A 16,152-nucleotide genomic window follows, 5' to 3' on the forward strand; every position below is an offset into this window, starting at 1 on the left:
CAAAAATCAGGAAGCGCCCCATGCCGTTCACCAGGGTTGAACCGGAAAAGCTCTCGACCTCGGTCATTCGTCAGATCGAACAGTTGATCCTGCGCGGCATCCTGCGCCCCGGAGAACGGCTTCCCTCGGAGCGCGAACTCTCCGAGAAACTCGGCGTGTCACGCCCTTCACTGCGCGACGCCATCGCCGACCTTCAGGAACGCGGCCTTGTGACGGCCCGCCCCGGCTCCGGCATCTACGTGGCCGAGGTGCTCGGTTCTGCCTTTTCCCCGGCCCTGCGCCAGCTCTTCGCAACCCATGACGAAGCACTCTTCGACTACGTTGCCTTCCGCCGCGACATCGAGGCGATGGCCGCCGAACGCGCCGCCCGGCTTGCCACCGATGCCGATCGCGCGGTGCTTCAGGAAATTTTCGACAAGATGGAGGCCAGCCATGACCGGCGCGACCCTGAACGCAATGCCCGGCTCGACGCGCAGTTCCACAGTGCCATCATCGAGGCCAGCCACAACGTCGTGATGCTACACATGATGCGCTCCATGTACGAACTGCTGCGCGAGGGCGTGTTTTACAACCGGCAGGTCATGTTCGCGCAGCAGACCTCGCGCGCGGCCCTGCTCGACCAGCACCGCGCCATCAATGCCGCCATCCAGGCGCGCGACGCCGAAGCCGCGAGCACCGCCGTGCGCGCGCATCTCGGCTATGTGGAGCAGGCCCTGCGCGATGATCGCCGCGCGCGTCACAACGCGGAAGTCGCCGAACAGCGCCTTGCCCGCGAACGCCGCCACCCCTAGACCCGGACATGAAAAAACCCGGCCACCGGGCCGGGTTCATTCGGTTCTCGCTAAGGTCGAAACCTCAGTGCAGCTTGGCATCCACCTGCTTGATCGAGTCGTTGATCAGCGCGTTGGCACTTGCCGCGGTCATCTGCTTGGCCAGCACTTCGCGGGCCACTGCGACGGCGATATCAACCGCCCGGTCGCGGACGTCGCGGACAGCTTTGTCCTGCGCCGATGCGATCTGCTCCTCGGCCGCCGCCATCCGGCGCTCGATCGATTTCTGCAGATCCACCTTGGCCTGCTCCGCCGCCTGCTCCGCTTCGTGCTTTGCGGTCTCGACGATACGGTTCGCCTGTTCCTGCACTTCGCGCTGCTTGCGCTCATAGCTGGCCAGCACGGTCTGGGCTTCTTCACGCAGGGCGCGTGCTTCGTCCAGTTCCGACTTGATGCCGTCGGCGCGCTTGTCGAGCATGCCCATCAGCAGGCTTGGCACCTTGAAATAGATCAGGACCGCGATGAACAGCAGGAAAGCCAGCAACACGATAAAGTTCGTGTTGCGCAGCGATACAAAAGGACCGGTGGCCGCAAAGGCCGGGCTCGCCATAACGATGCCCGCAAGAAAGGTAAGGGAGGTCTTCATCGCGCTTATCCTTTCACCCGTGCGGAAACCGCACCGTCGATCGTCGCCGCGTCGGCGTTGCCGCCCATGGCGGTGACCAGCTCGGCAGCCGTTTCCTTGGCCACTTCCTCGATCGCTTCCAGCGCACCGGCACGGATCTCGGCAATCGCCTTTTCCGATTCAGCCGACTTGGCCGCGATTTCGGCATCTGCCTTCTCGATAGCCACATCCAGATCGCTCTGGATATCGGCCTTGGCCGCGGCAACAATGCGCTGCGCTTCCGAGCGGGCGTCCGCCAGTGCCTTGTTATAGGCTTCTTCCGCTTCCAGCGCCTTGGCTTTCAGGTCTTCAGCCGCGGCGATGTCATTGGTGATCGTGCCCGCACGCTCGGCAAGGATTGCCGAAATGCGCGGCAGGGCCACGCGGGACAGGATCAGGTAGATCACCACCAGCGTCACGACCAGCCAGAACACCTGGTTCGGGAAGGTCCCGAAATCCAGCTGCGGCATGCCGGGCGCTGCGTCGGCGCTGTGCGAGGCTACGCCAGTCGCGTCAGCCAGGCCTTCGCCATTGGTTGCATGCGTCTCAGTTGCCATGTCGTTCTCCCTTGGAACTCGCCGTTACACCGGGCGGTACGTCTGCACCGCCCGACCGTAAGGAAATTGTCCAGTAGGGTTCAGACAGCAAACATCAGCAGCAGAGCGACGAGGAACGAGAAGATCCCCAGAGCTTCTGCGAACGCGATGCCGATGAAGAGAGTTGCCGTCTGCGAAGCAGCAGCAGAGGGGTTGCGCAGAGCGCCGGCCAGGTAGTTGCCTGCAACGTTGCCCACACCGACAGCCGCGCCGCCCATGCCGATCGATGCCAGACCTGCGCCGATGAATGCGCCCATTTGTACGATATCGCCTTCCATGATTTCTCTCCTTACGATGGAATTGGATGTTGTTGATACGGTGGGCAACCTGCCCACCGGCAATTAGTCTCCGGGGGAAATCCCCTCAGTGATGCGGATGCAGCGCGTCTTTCAGATACACGCAGGTGAGGATCGTGAACACGTAGGCCTGGATAAAGGCCACCAGCACTTCCAGCCCGTACATCGCGGTGATCGCGACAACCGACAGCGGCGAGATCGCTGCAATGGCAGCAAAGGCTGCGAAAACCTTGATCACGGCGTGACCGGCCATCATGTTACCGGCAAGACGAATGGAGTGGCTGACCGGACGCACGAAGTAGGAAATGATCTCGATCACGGCGAGAACCGGGCGCAGCGCCAGCGGCGCCGAGCTGACCCAGAAAAGGCCCAGAAAGGACGCGCCGTTCTTCACGAAGCCAAGGATTGTCACCGTCAGGAACACCGCCATCGCCAGCAGCGCGGTTACCGCGATGTGGCTGGTGGTGGTAAAGGCCATCGGCAACAGGCCAAGGAAATTCGCCAGCACGATGAACATGAACAGGGTCATGATATAGGGGAAATACTTCAGCCCCTCTTTGCCGGTCACGTCCTCGACCATCTTGTAGATAAAACCATAGGCCAGCTCGGCGACGGACTGGCCGCGCGACGGAACGATGGAACGGCGCGACGTCGACAGCACCAAAAGCGCGATCACGGCAAGAATGGTGATGGCCATCCAGAGGGTGACGTTGGTCGGCGTGTACCACGCGACCGGGCCATCCCCGAACAGGGGTTTCACGATGAACTGGTCCATCGGGTGAAAGACCAGACCACCCTCTTCAGCGCCATGTGCCTCGGTTGCCATGCGTTCAGTTCCTCTCGTCATCCGCGACCGTTTCGGCCTGCGCGTCGTTCTGTATCTCTCTGGCGCTGCGCAGCATGGTTTTGACCCCCGCCACAAGCCCCAGCATTGTAAACAGCAGCAGGAAAATCGGGATCGTCCCGAACAGGCGATCCAGCCCGTACCCGATGCCAAACCCGATCCCAAGACCGGCAACCAGCTCGATCACCATCCGCCAGGCCAGATGCGCCTGAGAATAGTGCTCGTCGTTGTGAGACTTCACCGGCTCGGCCTTTTTCGCCGCCGCGATCCGCGCCTCAAGCTGCGCCAGGCGCTGCTTTTGGTCCTCATCGCTCACCGTTTCACTCCTCACAAGTGTTGGCATGGTGCTAGGCAATGCCAAGGTCAGAGTCAATTACCTGTTGCGCCGCACGACGGACGCAGCAACACTCTGTAAAATATAGGAAAATCTTAATCACAGGAAAGCCGCACCCCGGCTCCTCGGCCCGTCACTCCGCGAAAACGGGCGAAAACCCATATTTAACCATCTGGTTGACGAACATCCGCCGCTGCGCCAAGGCTTTGCCATGTCCGAAACGCTCGACACCGTCTTTGCCGCGCTCGCCGATCCGACACGGCGCGAAATCCTCCGCATGCTGCTCGAGGATGATATGGCCGTGACCGATGTGGCCGAGCCGTTCGAGATGTCGCTGGCGGCCATCTCCAAGCATCTCGTGATCCTCACCCGCGCGGGGCTGATCAGTCAGGAAAAACGTGGCCGGGTAAAATGGTGCAAGCTGGAGCCTGATGCCCTGCGCGATGCCTCGGTCTGGATGCAGGGCTTTGGTCAGTTCGAACCCGTCAACCTCGACGCGTTCGAACGGTTTCTGGCGTCAGAAATGCCGAAACAGGACTGACGCCATTTTGCTTAGATGGCGCCGAACGCAAAGCGCAGGACCAAAAGTACGATTACAACCAAGCCGATGATATAGATGATGTTACGCATTCTACTGTCTCTCATTTTTTGATTTTAGTTAAAATCAACGCTCCAAAGCAGCAGAAAGTTCCACGATCGGTTTTGTTTCATCGCGCAGGAGCAGCGCCAGCGCCAGAATGGTCAAGCCGATCCCGATTAATACCATGAAACCGGGCACCCCGTTGCCAAGGGCGATCTCCCACAGGATCACCCAGCTTGGCGTCAGATAGGTATAGGCCATGACCTTGGCCGAGGGCAGGCGCAGCGTCGCGAATTGCATCAGCACGAATGTCATCGCACTGGCGAAAATCGCCGTGTAGCCGATGGCAACCCAGACGATCACCGGCAGGTTGCCCCAGTCCGTCGCCCGGATATCCGACCATCCATAGGCGGTCAGGACGGCGAACCCTGCCAGCAGCATGCCAAAGGTAAAGACAATCGCCGGCTCTCCCCGGTTCAGCTTGCGCACCATCGGCGTATAGGCCGCATGGGCGACACAGCCCCAGAAATAGATCACCTCGCCCCGCCCGATTTCGAACGCTCGGAACGCGGCCCAATCGGCGCGGAACACCACCCAGAGCGCACCGACCCCGCCAATTGCCAGCGCCAGCGCCATGCGCGGCGTCGTGACCTGCCGCATCAGCAGCCAGCCGAACCCCGCCGCCATCAGCGGCACCAGTGTGAACACCGCCGCCGCACTCACCGGGCGCGCGGTCTTGAGCCCTTCGAACATCAGCACGAAATAGATCGCGAACAGCCCGCCCAGCACCAGATAGCGCCACGGCGCCTGCAACGCACTTCGCGACACGCCCGTCGTGGCAAAAGCCGCCACCCCGATCACCACGGCGGCAATCGCGAACCGCACCGCGTTCAGCGCCGCCGGGGCGATCTCGTTCGCCGCCATCGACCCAAGCGAGAAGGATCCCGCCACCAGCGCCGAAAAGGCCAGCATCGCCAGATGCCCCTTGGCGGCGGGGGACAACCCCTCTCCGTCGCGGTTCAGCACACCCATTCCTGCGCCCGTTCCTTCAGGAAGGTCAGAAAGGCCTGCACCTTGTTGGTCCGGTGCAGATCCACATGAGTCACAAGCCAAAGCGGCGCGGTCCATTCCTCGCGCGGCGGCATCACCTCGATCAAGCCGGGAATCCGCTTGGCTTCGCTTTGCCCGATGAACCCGATACCGGCCCCGGCCATCACCGCCTCGCGGGCGGAATGCTCGCTGGTGACTCGGAAACTGATCCGATCCGGCGTCACCGCATCGCGCAGCCAGCGATAGAAAGGCGCCCGGCTGTCCGGATCTTCCGGCCCCACGAACCAGTGTTGCGGGAAATCAGCCTCGCTTTCGGGCAGGCCGAAGGCGTCACGATAACTCTCGCTCGCATAAAGCGCGATGTTCTGGCTCACGAAAGGCTGCACCACGTTATCCGGCTGGTCCGGAGAGCGCCCGGCCCGGATCGCCACATGCGCCTCGCCGTATTCCAGCCGCAACAGCCGCCCGCTGGTCAGGTAGCGCACGTTCAGCCCCGGATGCATCCGCTGGAAATCGACCATCACCGGCACCAGTACCGGCGCCATGCTCGACAGCGAGGTCACGACCAGCTCGCCCGCCACCTCGTCGCCCTGCCCCTTGAGCCGCGCGACAAGCTGGTTGAACTGGTCCTCGGTCGCCTGCGCCACCCGAAACAGGTCGCTGCCCGCTTCGGTCGCCGTATAGCCCCGCGCATGGCGCTGGAACAGCTTGACCCCGATCCGCCCTTCAAGCGCGTCGATATGGCGGATCACCGTTGCATGGTGCACGCCCAGCACATCCGCTGCGCCGCTCACAGTCCCCATCCGCGCGACCTGAAACGCCGTGCGCACCTCGTCCCAGTTCTCCATCGTCTGGCCCGCCTTGGCCGCAAACGGCTCTTCCGCGTAATTTTTCATGGCTCGCTCTGTGCAGAAACTCACATATCCTGTTCATAATCGGCCGTTGCGTTCGCCAGTGCAATAGCCAAATCAATCAGTATACGGCCAGCCCCCAAAAGGCCCTTCCGAACAGAAACACTCTCCTCACGAGGACACTGACATGACCACTTCCATTCTGCGCATCGATTCCTCCGCCTCGGGCGCGGGTTCCGTTACCCGCAAACTGACCGACAAGGTCATCGAGAAACTCGCCCCAGACACCGTCACCATCCGCGACCTTGCTGCCGAGCCGCTGCCCCATATCGACCCGACATGGGTCGCCGCCCGCGTTACCCCTGCCGAAGACCGCGACGAAACGGCAAAAGCCAGCCTCATCCTCTCCGATGCGCTGGTGGCCGAGATTCAGGCCGCCGACACGCTGGTGATCGGTGTTCCGATCTACAACTTCTCGGTGCCCTCCTCGCTCAAGGCATGGATCGACCTGATCGCCCGCGTCGGCGTCACCTTCCGCTACACGGAAAATGGCCCCGAAGGCCTGCTGACCGGCAAGAAGGCAATCCTCGCCGTCGCCTCGGGCGGCGTTCCGGTCGGCTCGCCTGTCGATCATGCGACGACCTACCTCAAGACGGTTCTGGGTTTCGTCGGCATCACCGATGTGACCATCGTCGCCGCCGACCAGCTCGCCATCGACGCTGATGCCAGCATGGCCAAGGCCGATTCCGAGATCAGCGCCCTCGCCGCCTGATCCGGGCGTATTAACACAAGCCAGACGGCGGACCACTCCGGTCCGCCGTTTCGCGTTCAAGCAAGCCCCCAAAAGCCCACAACGCTTGACTCCCGCGCCCCAAACCCCTATCGCAGCGCCAATACCGGATAGCACCTGCCATCCGGTCCCGGTTAATTGCGCCGGGATCGCCCTCCGTCAGCGCGTTGCGCCCACGGGGGCGTTTGTGCATTTCGCGGTCCCTTCCTAAGTTAGGGGTCAAATATCAACGGTCAAAAAGGAACCGGCATATGTTTGAAAATCTCTCCGAACGCCTGTCCGGTGTCTTCGACCGGCTGACCAAGCAGGGCGCTCTCTCCGAGGATGACGTCAAAACCGCTCTGCGCGAGGTTCGTGTCGCCCTGCTCGAGGCCGACGTTTCCCTCCCCGTCGCCCGCGATTTCGTCAAGAAAGTACAGGATCAGGCCACCGGTCAGGCGGTCACCAAATCCGTCACCCCCGGCCAGCAGGTCGTCAAGATCGTGCATGACGCGCTGGTCGACGTGCTGCGTGGCGACGGCGACCCCGGCCAGCTGAAAATCGACAACCCGCCCGCGCCGATCCTGATGGTCGGCCTGCAGGGCTCGGGCAAGACCACCACGACAGCGAAACTCGCCAAGCGGATGAAAGACCGCGACGGCAAGCGCGTGCTGATGGCCTCGCTCGACACCAACCGACCCGCCGCGATGGAACAGCTCGCGATCCTCGGGACCCAGATCGGCGTCGACACCCTGCCCATCGTCAAGGGCGAAGACCCGGTCGCCATCGCCAAGCGCGCGAAAACGCAGGCCGCGCTCGGGGGCTATGACGTCTACATGCTCGACACCGCCGGTCGCCTCCATATCGACGAGGAGCTGATCGCCCAGGCCGCCGCCGTGCGCGACGTGGCCAACCCGCGCGAAACCCTGCTGGTGGTCGATGGCCTCACCGGTCAGGACGCGGTGAACGTCGCCACCGAATTCGACGACAAGATAGGCGTCACCGGCGTCGTCCTCACTCGGATGGACGGCGACGGCCGTGGTGGCGCCGCCCTCTCGATGCGCGCCGTCACCGGCAAACCGATCCGCTTCGTCGGCCTCGGCGAAAAGATGGACGCGATCGAAACCTTCGAACCCGACCGGATCGCGGGCCGCATCCTCGGCATGGGCGACATCGTCTCCCTCGTCGAACGCGCGCAGGAAACCATCGAGGCCGAACAGGCCGAAAAGATGATGAAGCGCATGATGAAAGGTCAGTTCAACATGAACGACCTGCGCATGCAGCTTGAACAGATGCTCAAGATGGGCGGCATGGAGGGCATGATGCAGATGATGCCCGGCATGGGCAAAATGGCCAAGCAGGTCGAACAGGCCGGCTTCGACGACAGGATCCTGCGACAGCAGATCGCCCTGATCCAGTCGATGACCAAGAAAGAACGCGCCGCCCCGCAACTGCTTCAGGCCAGCCGCAAGAAACGCATCGCCGCCGGTGCCGGGATGGAGGTCTCCGACCTCAACAAGCTGCTCAAGATGCATCGCCAGATGGGCGACATGATGAAAAAGATGGGCAAGATGGGCAAGGGCGGCATGATGAAACAGGCCATGAAAGGCATGTTCGGCAAGGGCGGCATGCCCGATCCCTCGCAGATGGACACCAAGGCGCTCGAAGCGGCAGCCAAGCAGATGGGCGGCAAGCTCCCCGGCGGCATGGGCGGCGGCGGTCTCCCCGGACTCGGGGGCGGCGCCCTTCCCCCCGGGCTCAGCGGTTTCGGCAAGAAGAAATGACCATGACTTCTTTGGGTCTCAATAATCCCCGCCGGAGGCTCCTCCGGTCCCGGCCCGCACTGCGGGTCGCGAGGATGCGCGGCTGATGCTGATCCCCACCCTCCATACCCCGCGCCTGACGCTGCGCGCCCCGGTCGAAAGCGATTTCGCCCCTTTCGTGGCTTTCTACGCCAGCGACAGGTCGAAATTCGTGGGCGGCCCGCTCGGGCGCGAGGCGTCCTGGCGGATGCTGGCGATGGAGGCGGGCCATTGGACCCTGCGTGGCTATGGCCGCTGGATCGTCGAGGAAAACGAAACCAAAACGCCCGTCGGCCTGATCGGCCTGTTCAACCCCGAAGGCTGGCCCGAAGCTGAAATCGGCTGGGATCTCTTCGAGGGTTTCGAGGGCCGCGGTTACGCGACCGAAGCCGGGGCCGCCGCGCGCAGCTTTGCCTATGATACGCTCGGCTGGACCACCGCGATCAGCCTCGTGAAACCGGACAATACCGGGTCGGCGCGGGTAGCCGAACGGCTCGGCTGCAGGCATGATGGCGATTTTACCCATGAACGCCACGGCTTCATGCATGTCTGGCGCCACCCCTCCCCCGAAGACCTCGCCGAGGGCGGGATGGAGGCCTACGCATGAGCGGCTTTCCCTTCCCCATTCCGGTCATCGATACCGAACACCTGATCCTGCGCGGCCCCCGCGAAAGCGACTTCGAGGCTTTTGCCGAATTCGGTGCCTCGGACCGCGCGCAATTTGTCGGTGGGCCTTACCCGCGTATCCGCTCATGGGGCGGCTTTCTCGCAACCTATGGCCACTGGGCGCTGCGCGGCTATGGCATGTGGATGCTCGAGGACCGTGCCAGCGGCAAAACCGCCGGCCGCGTCGGCATGATCTTCAACGATGGCTGGGACGAACCGGAACTCGGCTGGCACGTTTTCACCGGGTTCGAGGGCAAGGGCTATGCCTACGAGGCCGCGCTGGCCGCCCGCGCCCATGCCGCGCGCCACCAGAATCTGCCGCGCCCGATCAGCTACATTCACCCGGACAACGCACGCTCCGTCGCGCTGGCCGAACGGCTCGGCGCCACAGTCGAACGCGAGATCACCTTTTTTGATAGTCCCTGCCATGTCTACCGCCATCCTCTCCCCGAGGAGGCCGCGGCATGAGCCAGATCCCCACCATCGAGACCACCCGTCTTTCCCTGCGCGGCCCCGAACCGCAGGATTACCCGGATTTCAAGGCGACCTTCACCAGCTACCGCGCCCGGTTCATGGGCGGGCCGCTGAACGCCTATGAATCATGGATGCTCTATGCCGCCGAAATCGGCCACTGGGACATTCGCGGCTTTGGTATGTGGATGGTGCATGATCGCGTGACCGATGAAACCTACGGCATGGTCGGCGGCTGGCAGCCCGCGAAATGGCCCGAGCGCGAAATCGCCTGGGTGATCTGGCCCGACAAGGCCGGGCGCGGCTACGCGCTCGAAGCGGCCCATGCGGCGCGCAGCTATTTCTACCGGCAGCAGAACTGGGAAACGGCGGTCAGCTATATCGACCCCAAGAACCTCGACAGCATCCGCCTTGCCGAACGGCTTGGCGCGCAGCGCGACGATTCCGCCGCCAGCATCGACGGCAATGACGTGGTCTATCGCCACCCCTCGCCGGCGGCGCTTTCGGGCACGCAGCTCGCGCACGGGATCGAGATGGAGATCGGCCATTACGCCGACCCGCTCTTCAAACCGGAGGGCTGGGCCATTGACTAATCGTTTACCTTTTACCCCCCGCACGGCCGGAACACCGGCAAAACGGCAAATGCTGCGCTGCGGCGGTGTACAGGAGGTGTACGGCCTGTGTACGGCTGTCACCCCCCGAATTTCCCTTTTCCGGAGGCTTTCATGACCGACACCCACACCAGCCGCGCGGCCAGCCTTCTGAAAGAACACCGCGAAAGCATCGACCGCCTCGATGCCATTCTCGTCTACACGCTGGGCGAGCGGTTCAAACACACCCAGGCGGTCGGCCGTCTCAAGGCCGAGCACGACCTTCCCCCGTCCGATCCCGCGCGCGAAGCGCAGCAGATCGCACGTCTAGAAGACCTGGCGCTCAAGGCCGATCTCGACCCTGAATTCGCCAAGGCTTTCCTGAATTTCATCATTCAGGAAGTCATTCACCACCACGAGAAACACCAGCAATAACCGGGCATTCCCCGGATCACGCCATTCACAAGGAGAAACTCAAATGGCCATGAAAATTCGTCTCGCCCGCGGCGGCTCGAAAAAGCGTCCCTTCTACCGCATTGTTGCAGCGGATTCCCGCATGCCCCGCGATGGCCGCTTTATCGAAAAGCTCGGCACCTATAACCCGCTGCTCCCGAAAGACAGCGAAGACCGCGTGAAGATGGATGTCGAGCGCGTTCAGCACTGGCTCGACCAGGGCGCGCAGCCGACCGACCGGATTGCACGTATGCTCGAAGCCTCCGGCGTCCGCGCCAAGACCGAGCGTAGCAACCCGAAAAAAGGCACCCCGGGCAAGAAAGCTCAGGAACTGGCCGACGCCAAAGCAGCCAAGGCAGCAGAAGCCGCCGAAGCAGCAAACGCACCTGCCGAAGAAGCATCGGCGGAATAAGACAGGTCCGGGCGGCGCGGGTTCTCTGCGCCGCCTGCCCTTCTCCCTTGGGTCGCGGAACATCCGATGCCAGAGAATGACAATTCAGAGCTGATCTGTGTCGGCGTGATCGCTGGCGCTTTCGGCGTCCGGGGCGAGGTGCGGCTGAAAAGCTTTTGCGCCCAGCCCGAAGATATCGAAACCTATTCGCCCCTCACAACCGAGAACGGCAACCAGAGTTTCACGGTCACGATCAACCGACCCATCAATACCGGTTTCGCCGCGATCCTGAGCGGCGTGAAGACCAAGGAAGACGCCGATGCCTTGCGCGGCACAAGGCTCTTCGCCCCGCGCGACCGGCTGCCTTCGCTGCCGGATGACGAATTCTACCATGCCGACCTGATCGGCCTGACGGTTATCGATACCGGCGGCGAAACGCTTGGCAAGGTGATCATGGTGCAGAACCACGGCGCTGGCGATCTGCTTGAGATCAAACCGGAAAATGGCGGTGAAACGGTTTTGCTGCCGTTTACGCTCGCCAATGTCCCTACCGTCGATCTCGGGGCGGGGCGCATCGTCGCCGATCCGCCCGAAGGGCTATTCCAAGGCAAGCCCTGATGGCTGCAAGGGTCATCGTACATGCCGGTTTTCACAAGACCGGCTCGACCACCATCCAGCGTTTCCTGCGAAACAACCGCAAAGAGCTGTCGCCCGGCGTGCAACTGCTTTTGCCGTTCCGGCTTGGCAAGGGCGCGGCGCGTCTGGCCATGCGCTATTCCCGTTTCCGCACGCGGCAACTGCTTGACGAATTCGCGGCGGAAATGCGCGAAACACTCGCGCCGATAGACCCGGCACGCGATCTGGTGCTGAGTCATGAGAACCTCGCCGGACGGATGCCCGGACGGGATGGTCAGAAAGGCTATGACTGTGCCCCCGAACTGATGGAACGGCTGGTCGCGATCCTGCGTGGGCATTTCGGGCCGGATGCCGATATCCGCTTTTGTATCCTGACCCGTGCGCCGGACAGCTGGCTGAATTCGCTCTGGCTGCACAACCTTCGTGTCAGCCGGTTGCAGCAGGATATGGAGGAATTCCGCGCGGAAATCACACCGCTGGACACGATGCCAGAAACGCTCGGCAAGATCGAAGCCTCCATCGCCCCGGCCAGCCTGCACACCGTCGCGCTTGAACAATGTGCCGCGACCCGGCTTGGCCCGGCGCAACTGCTGATCGACCAGTTGGACTTGCCGCAAGAGGTTCGCGCGAAACTCGCGCCGGAACCCGCGCATAATATCGGACCGGCTCTGGATCTGGCCCCCGAGTTGCTGGCGCTGAACCGCAGCGCCCTTGATGACGAAACCCTGACCGCGCGCAAGGCCGCCCTGCTGGAGCGGCCCGCAATCGAAAGCCCCACCCATGTCCGACACGCCTGAAACCAAGCCCCGCTCGCACGGGCGCAAGACCATCCGCCCGACGCTGAAACCGCGCGAGCTGATCACCCCGACGCCCGATCTGGCCGGGGTCTGGAAGGCCAAGGTCATCACCTTGTTTCCGGCGGCGTTTCCCGGCGTGCTGGGCGAAAGCCTGACCGGCAAGGCGCTGCAGGACGGGCGCTGGCAGCTTGAAACGATCGAACTGCGCCAGTTCGGCGAGGGCAAGCACCGCAATGTCGACGACACCCCGGCGGGCGGTGGCGCGGGCATGGTGCTGCGCCCCGACGTGTTGGGCGCGGCGCTGGATGCGGCGCAGGAGGGCACGCACGGCCCCTGGCCATTGATCTACCTATCGCCGCGCGGACGCCCAATGACGCAGAACCTCATGCGGCAGCTGGCCTCGGGTCCGGGCGTGACGCTGCTTTGCGGGCGTTTTGAGGGCATCGACGAGCGGGTGATCGAGCATTACGGCATTCAGGAAGTCAGCCTTGGCGATTTCGTCATGACCGGCGGAGAGATCGCGGCGCAGGCCCTGATCGACGCCACGGTGCGGCTGTTACCGAACGTACTGGGCAACGCGGCCTCGACGAAGGAAGAGAGCTTTTCCAACGGGTTGCTGGAACATCCCCAATACACCCGGCCCGCCGAATGGAACGGTCGCAAGATCCCCGATGTGCTGATGTCGGGCCATCACGGTGAAATCGCAAAGTGGCGGCGCGCGCAGTCAGAACGCCTGACGCGCGAACGCCGCCCCGACCTGTGGCAGGCACATCAGGACAAGCCGAAGCAGGGCTGAGCCGTCAGATAAGCACGATGTCTCCGGCCAGCCAGTCCAGTGAGGAAACCCCGGCAAGGTGGATCTGGGCGCCGCCGCCAAAATCGAACAGAACCTCGCCGCCGATCAGATCGGCGAAATCATCGACCACCGAGGCATTGTTCAGTTTCCCCTGCCAGAGCTTCTGCGAAAGGTGCAGCGCGTCACGTCCCGCCTCGAAGTCGGTGATGTCATTGCTGCCAAGCTTGCCTTTGAAGACAAAGACATCGCGGCCCTTGCCGCCGGTCAGGATATTGTCGCCCGAGCCGCCGTCGAGCGTGTCGGACTTGCCGCCGCCGATCAGCCTGTCATCGCCACCTTTGCCTTTCAGCGTATCCTGACCTCCGGCCCCATCCAGCCGGTCGGCACCGTTCTTGCCGTCAAGCACATCGCCACCGCCCTTGCCGGAAATCACGTTATCGCCGCCATTACCCAAGAGCTTGTTCGCGCCCTTGCTGCCGGACAGGTCGAGGTCGGTCTTGCCCTTGATCCGCGCGTTTTCGACCTGTTTGTAGTTTTTCAGGTCGATATCGAAATCGCGGGCAATCACCATGTCCGTGCCGCCCTTGCGGAATTCCGACACCACGTCATCGGACTGGCTGAGTACGTATTTATCGTTGCCCTTGCCGCCGATCATGATGTCCTTGCCGCCCCTGCCGTCCAGCAGGTTGGCAAAGCGGTTGCCGATCAGCGTATCCGCCGCGCCGCCCCCAATCGCGGTCTCGATCTTGACGCCGCTGGCAATTGTGTAGCCGCCGAAAACCCCGCTCACGAAGGACACGTACCCGCCGCCGCCCGGTTCAGCCTTGAGCGTGGCGGCCCTCAGGTCGATGGTGGCGCTGTCATTGCCGGGGTTGACGATGCTGTCCTTGCCACCGGTATCCCAGATCGTTTCATAACCCGTCCCGGTCTGGTTCGCGGTCCAGAGCGCATAGGAATCCTTGCCCGAGGCGTAACTGTCGTTCGCGCCGTATTTCTTCTGGATCTGCGCGATATCGAAGGCCATCGGCGTCCGTGCGATCCCAAAGACATTGGTGCCCGAGCCGCCATTCGGCCCGGTCTGCCAGCCCTTGTTGTAGGACATGACGGTAAAAACCTCTTGGTTGAGATCGTTTTCCCCCTTGTCACCGCTGCCGGTCACGCCGGCGAAGATGGCCGAAGTGCCGCCGTTGTCGTGGGGATGGGACAGTCCAAGCCCGTGGCCGAATTCGTGGATGAAATTGGAGTAACCATAGGCGCCTTTTTCCAGCAGCCCGCCTGCCTTGTCGCGCGACCAGACCGTGTTGCTGGTGTTGAACCAGCCGACGCCTTCGTCCGGGGAATAATTCGGATCCTGCGGGATCATGCGCCCCGTGGTCGAGCCTTCCTCGAAATTCTTGACCATGAAGAAATCCGCGTCGGACGCATGGCTCACCTGCGTGAAACTGAGCTGTGAAAAACGGCTGTATTCGCCCAGTGCTGCCATCGCTTGTCCGGCTTCGTAGGTATTCCACGGCTGGTCGGTCGTCTCACCGCCAAAGGTCTCGGCCTGCGCGGCGAAATAGACCCTGATCTCGGTCTTGTTAAACTTGACGCCCCAGTCCAGCGCGTCGATGGGCGACGGCGGTTCCGGCGGTGAAAACTCATCGGCTCTAAGGATAAAGTCTCCGGTATTGCCCGGACCACCCAGCGCCTTGATGTAATAGACCCCGTCATTTTTCGCTTTGAAAGTCACGGCGGCATCCCGCGTGACGCCGTTGTCGTCGTTGAAGGCTATTTCGCTCAGGCTTTCGGTCACCACCGACAGACGGGGATTCGCCAGCGGGCTGGCATCGGGAAAGTAGATCGGGCTTTGGGTCCGGTTGGTTTCAAGCGTGACCCAGTAGCTTTTGCCCTTTTCAACGGTAATCGCGTACCAGTCCTCGTCGTCGCTGTAATCGATCCGGCCTTCGACCGTATCACCGGCGCTGATGCTGCCCGCAAGCTGCGGCAGGTCACCGACCTTGTCGTCGTCGAAATTGGCCTCGCCCAGCGTGATCTCGTAATTGCCGATGGTCTGTTCATCCTTGCCAAACCCGGTGGCCCCCGCGAAATAGACGCCGGTTCTGGTCGCAGTGAAGGTCAGCAGCGCGTCGTCGCCATCGCCCCTATCGTCATCGGAGATCAGGAAAGTTCCTGTATCGTCAAATAGATAGACCTTTGGATCAGCGAGACCACCAGAGGACAGCGCCCGCAGGCTGATCTGGTAGGTCTGGCCTGCCTCAAGCTGCATGCCGAACCAGTCAGTGTCGCCCTGCACCGAGATCTGCGCGTTGATCCTCTGCCCAACGCTCAGCCCGACCGAGGTGCCCGTCCCTGACGGGATATCGTAGAAGGTGCCAAATTCCGTCTCACCCCGCCCGGTTTCCAGCGTCTCTGCCGCCCTTTGCGACCAATCGGCGAAATGATTGCCCTTTGCCTCCGATGCAAACCCCGCATCGCCTAATCCACATAGCCCGCACATGGCCTGACCCCCTGTTTTAAATCATAAACATCAATCAAATGCGGGCCCGCAATAATGCCCCGTTGCACCGCCCGCCGGGTTCAATTTTCGCCGGGGACCTTGTAAAAAGCCATTTGCATTTGGAAAACGCCCGGCCCGGAAATCGGGGCCGAATCGGATTGCCCAAAGCGGGGTTGATTGCGCACCCGCTTTGCCCTATTGGAACGCTGATCCGGAATCGCTTTGGCGGTTCGCGGGTGGCTGGTCTGTGTTTCGCCCCGCTTTCTTCGGCCAAGGGCATTCCCACAGGGACCGGC

Annotated in this window: 20 protein-coding genes; 12 read left to right on the top strand and 8 right to left on the bottom strand. The window is 62.5% G+C overall.

Annotated features, from left to right (window positions below):
* Positions 1–20: 20 nt before the first annotated feature.
* Positions 21–791: a FadR/GntR family transcriptional regulator gene (locus MF268_RS14605; RefSeq protein ID WP_238371606.1), complete on the top strand. Its 771-nt coding sequence runs from the start codon at positions 21–23 to the stop codon at positions 789–791.
* A 64-nt stretch (positions 792–855) separates the two neighbouring features.
* On the opposite strand, the gene MF268_RS14610 is transcribed toward MF268_RS14605, so the two are convergent.
* The 5 genes from MF268_RS14610 to MF268_RS14630 form a co-directional block, all read right to left on the bottom strand.
* On the bottom strand, positions 856–1,416 hold the full coding sequence (locus tag MF268_RS14610; protein WP_238371607.1) for a F0F1 ATP synthase subunit B: 561 nt from the start codon (positions 1,414–1,416) through the stop codon (positions 856–858).
* A 5-nt stretch (positions 1,417–1,421) separates the two neighbouring features.
* Positions 1,422–1,991 carry a F0F1 ATP synthase subunit B' gene (locus tag MF268_RS14615; RefSeq protein WP_238371608.1) on the bottom strand — a complete coding sequence of 190 codons (570 nt, stop codon included), beginning with the start codon at positions 1,989–1,991 and terminating at the stop codon, positions 1,422–1,424.
* Positions 1,992–2,071: 80 nt separating this feature from the next.
* Positions 2,072–2,308, bottom strand: coding sequence for a F0F1 ATP synthase subunit C (locus tag MF268_RS14620; protein WP_088633125.1), 237 nt, complete (start codon positions 2,306–2,308; stop codon positions 2,072–2,074).
* A gap of 85 nt (positions 2,309–2,393) precedes the next feature.
* Complete coding sequence (locus MF268_RS14625) at positions 2,394–3,152, bottom strand: F0F1 ATP synthase subunit A (protein ID WP_238371609.1); 759 nt, start codon at positions 3,150–3,152, stop codon at positions 2,394–2,396.
* Between the two features lie 4 nt (positions 3,153–3,156).
* Positions 3,157–3,486 carry an AtpZ/AtpI family protein gene (locus MF268_RS14630; RefSeq protein WP_238371610.1) on the bottom strand — a complete coding sequence of 110 codons (330 nt, stop codon included), beginning with the start codon at positions 3,484–3,486 and terminating at the stop codon, positions 3,157–3,159.
* Positions 3,487–3,715: 229 nt separating this feature from the next.
* Here MF268_RS14630 and MF268_RS14635 point away from each other — a divergent pair, with 229 nt between their 5' ends.
* Complete coding sequence (locus MF268_RS14635) at positions 3,716–4,045, top strand: ArsR/SmtB family transcription factor (protein ID WP_088633210.1); 330 nt, start codon at positions 3,716–3,718, stop codon at positions 4,043–4,045.
* 123 nt (positions 4,046–4,168) lie between these two features.
* Here the strand turns inward: MF268_RS14635 and MF268_RS14640 are convergent, their stop codons facing one another.
* Both MF268_RS14640 and MF268_RS14645 read right to left on the bottom strand, forming a co-directional pair.
* On the bottom strand, positions 4,169–5,116 hold the full coding sequence (locus tag MF268_RS14640) for a DMT family transporter (protein ID WP_238371611.1): 948 nt from the start codon (positions 5,114–5,116) through the stop codon (positions 4,169–4,171).
* Positions 5,104–5,982, bottom strand: coding sequence for a LysR family transcriptional regulator (locus MF268_RS14645; protein ID WP_238371917.1), 879 nt, complete (start codon positions 5,980–5,982; stop codon positions 5,104–5,106). Before MF268_RS14645 ends, MF268_RS14640 begins: the two co-directional genes overlap by 13 nt.
* Positions 5,983–6,172: 190 nt before the next feature.
* Between MF268_RS14645 and MF268_RS14650 the strand changes: the two genes are divergently transcribed.
* The 10 genes from MF268_RS14650 to trmD all read left to right on the top strand — a co-directional run bounded on the left by MF268_RS14650 (position 6,173) and on the right by trmD (position 13,356).
* Positions 6,173–6,757 (top strand): FMN-dependent NADH-azoreductase, encoded by a 585-nt coding sequence (locus MF268_RS14650; protein WP_238371612.1) that lies wholly within the window; start codon positions 6,173–6,175, stop codon positions 6,755–6,757.
* Positions 6,758–7,026: 269 nt separating this feature from the next.
* On the top strand, positions 7,027–8,538 hold the full coding sequence (gene ffh / locus MF268_RS14655) for a signal recognition particle protein (protein WP_238371613.1): 1,512 nt from the start codon (positions 7,027–7,029) through the stop codon (positions 8,536–8,538).
* Between the two features lie 85 nt (positions 8,539–8,623).
* Positions 8,624–9,163 carry a GNAT family N-acetyltransferase gene (locus tag MF268_RS14660; protein WP_238371614.1) on the top strand — a complete coding sequence of 180 codons (540 nt, stop codon included), beginning with the start codon at positions 8,624–8,626 and terminating at the stop codon, positions 9,161–9,163.
* Positions 9,160–9,690: a GNAT family N-acetyltransferase gene (locus MF268_RS14665; protein ID WP_238371615.1), complete on the top strand. Its 531-nt coding sequence runs from the start codon at positions 9,160–9,162 to the stop codon at positions 9,688–9,690. Before MF268_RS14660 ends, MF268_RS14665 begins: the two co-directional genes overlap by 4 nt.
* Positions 9,687–10,286, top strand: coding sequence for a GNAT family N-acetyltransferase (locus tag MF268_RS14670; protein ID WP_238371616.1), 600 nt, complete (start codon positions 9,687–9,689; stop codon positions 10,284–10,286). Before MF268_RS14665 ends, MF268_RS14670 begins: the two co-directional genes overlap by 4 nt.
* Positions 10,287–10,418: 132 nt before the next feature.
* Entirely contained in the window at positions 10,419–10,718 is a 300-nt protein-coding gene (locus MF268_RS14675; RefSeq protein ID WP_238371617.1) for a chorismate mutase, read from the top strand.
* A 43-nt stretch (positions 10,719–10,761) separates the two neighbouring features.
* A complete protein-coding gene (gene rpsP / locus MF268_RS14680) occupies positions 10,762–11,148 on the top strand; it encodes a 30S ribosomal protein S16 (protein WP_238371618.1) in 387 nt (128 codons plus the stop codon).
* Between the two features lie 66 nt (positions 11,149–11,214).
* The gene (rimM, locus tag MF268_RS14685) at positions 11,215–11,745 is read left to right on the top strand and encodes a ribosome maturation factor RimM (RefSeq protein ID WP_238371619.1); all 531 of its coding nucleotides are present in this window, start codon (positions 11,215–11,217) and stop codon (positions 11,743–11,745) included.
* Positions 11,745–12,560: a hypothetical protein gene (locus MF268_RS14690; RefSeq protein ID WP_238371620.1), complete on the top strand. Its 816-nt coding sequence runs from the start codon at positions 11,745–11,747 to the stop codon at positions 12,558–12,560. The genes rimM and MF268_RS14690 overlap by 1 nt, the downstream gene beginning before the upstream one ends.
* A complete protein-coding gene (gene trmD / locus MF268_RS14695) occupies positions 12,544–13,356 on the top strand; it encodes a tRNA (guanosine(37)-N1)-methyltransferase TrmD (RefSeq protein ID WP_238371621.1) in 813 nt (270 codons plus the stop codon). The genes MF268_RS14690 and trmD overlap by 17 nt, the downstream gene beginning before the upstream one ends.
* 4 nt (positions 13,357–13,360) lie before the next feature.
* Here trmD and MF268_RS14700 read toward each other — a convergent pair whose 3' ends face one another.
* Complete coding sequence (locus MF268_RS14700) at positions 13,361–15,856, bottom strand: M10 family metallopeptidase (protein WP_238371622.1); 2,496 nt, start codon at positions 15,854–15,856, stop codon at positions 13,361–13,363.
* Between the last annotated feature and the right edge of the window lie 296 nt (positions 15,857–16,152).

Source organism: Heliomarina baculiformis, from assembly GCF_019966545.1.
GTDB lineage: Bacteria > Pseudomonadota > Alphaproteobacteria > Rhodobacterales > Rhodobacteraceae > Heliomarina > Heliomarina baculiformis.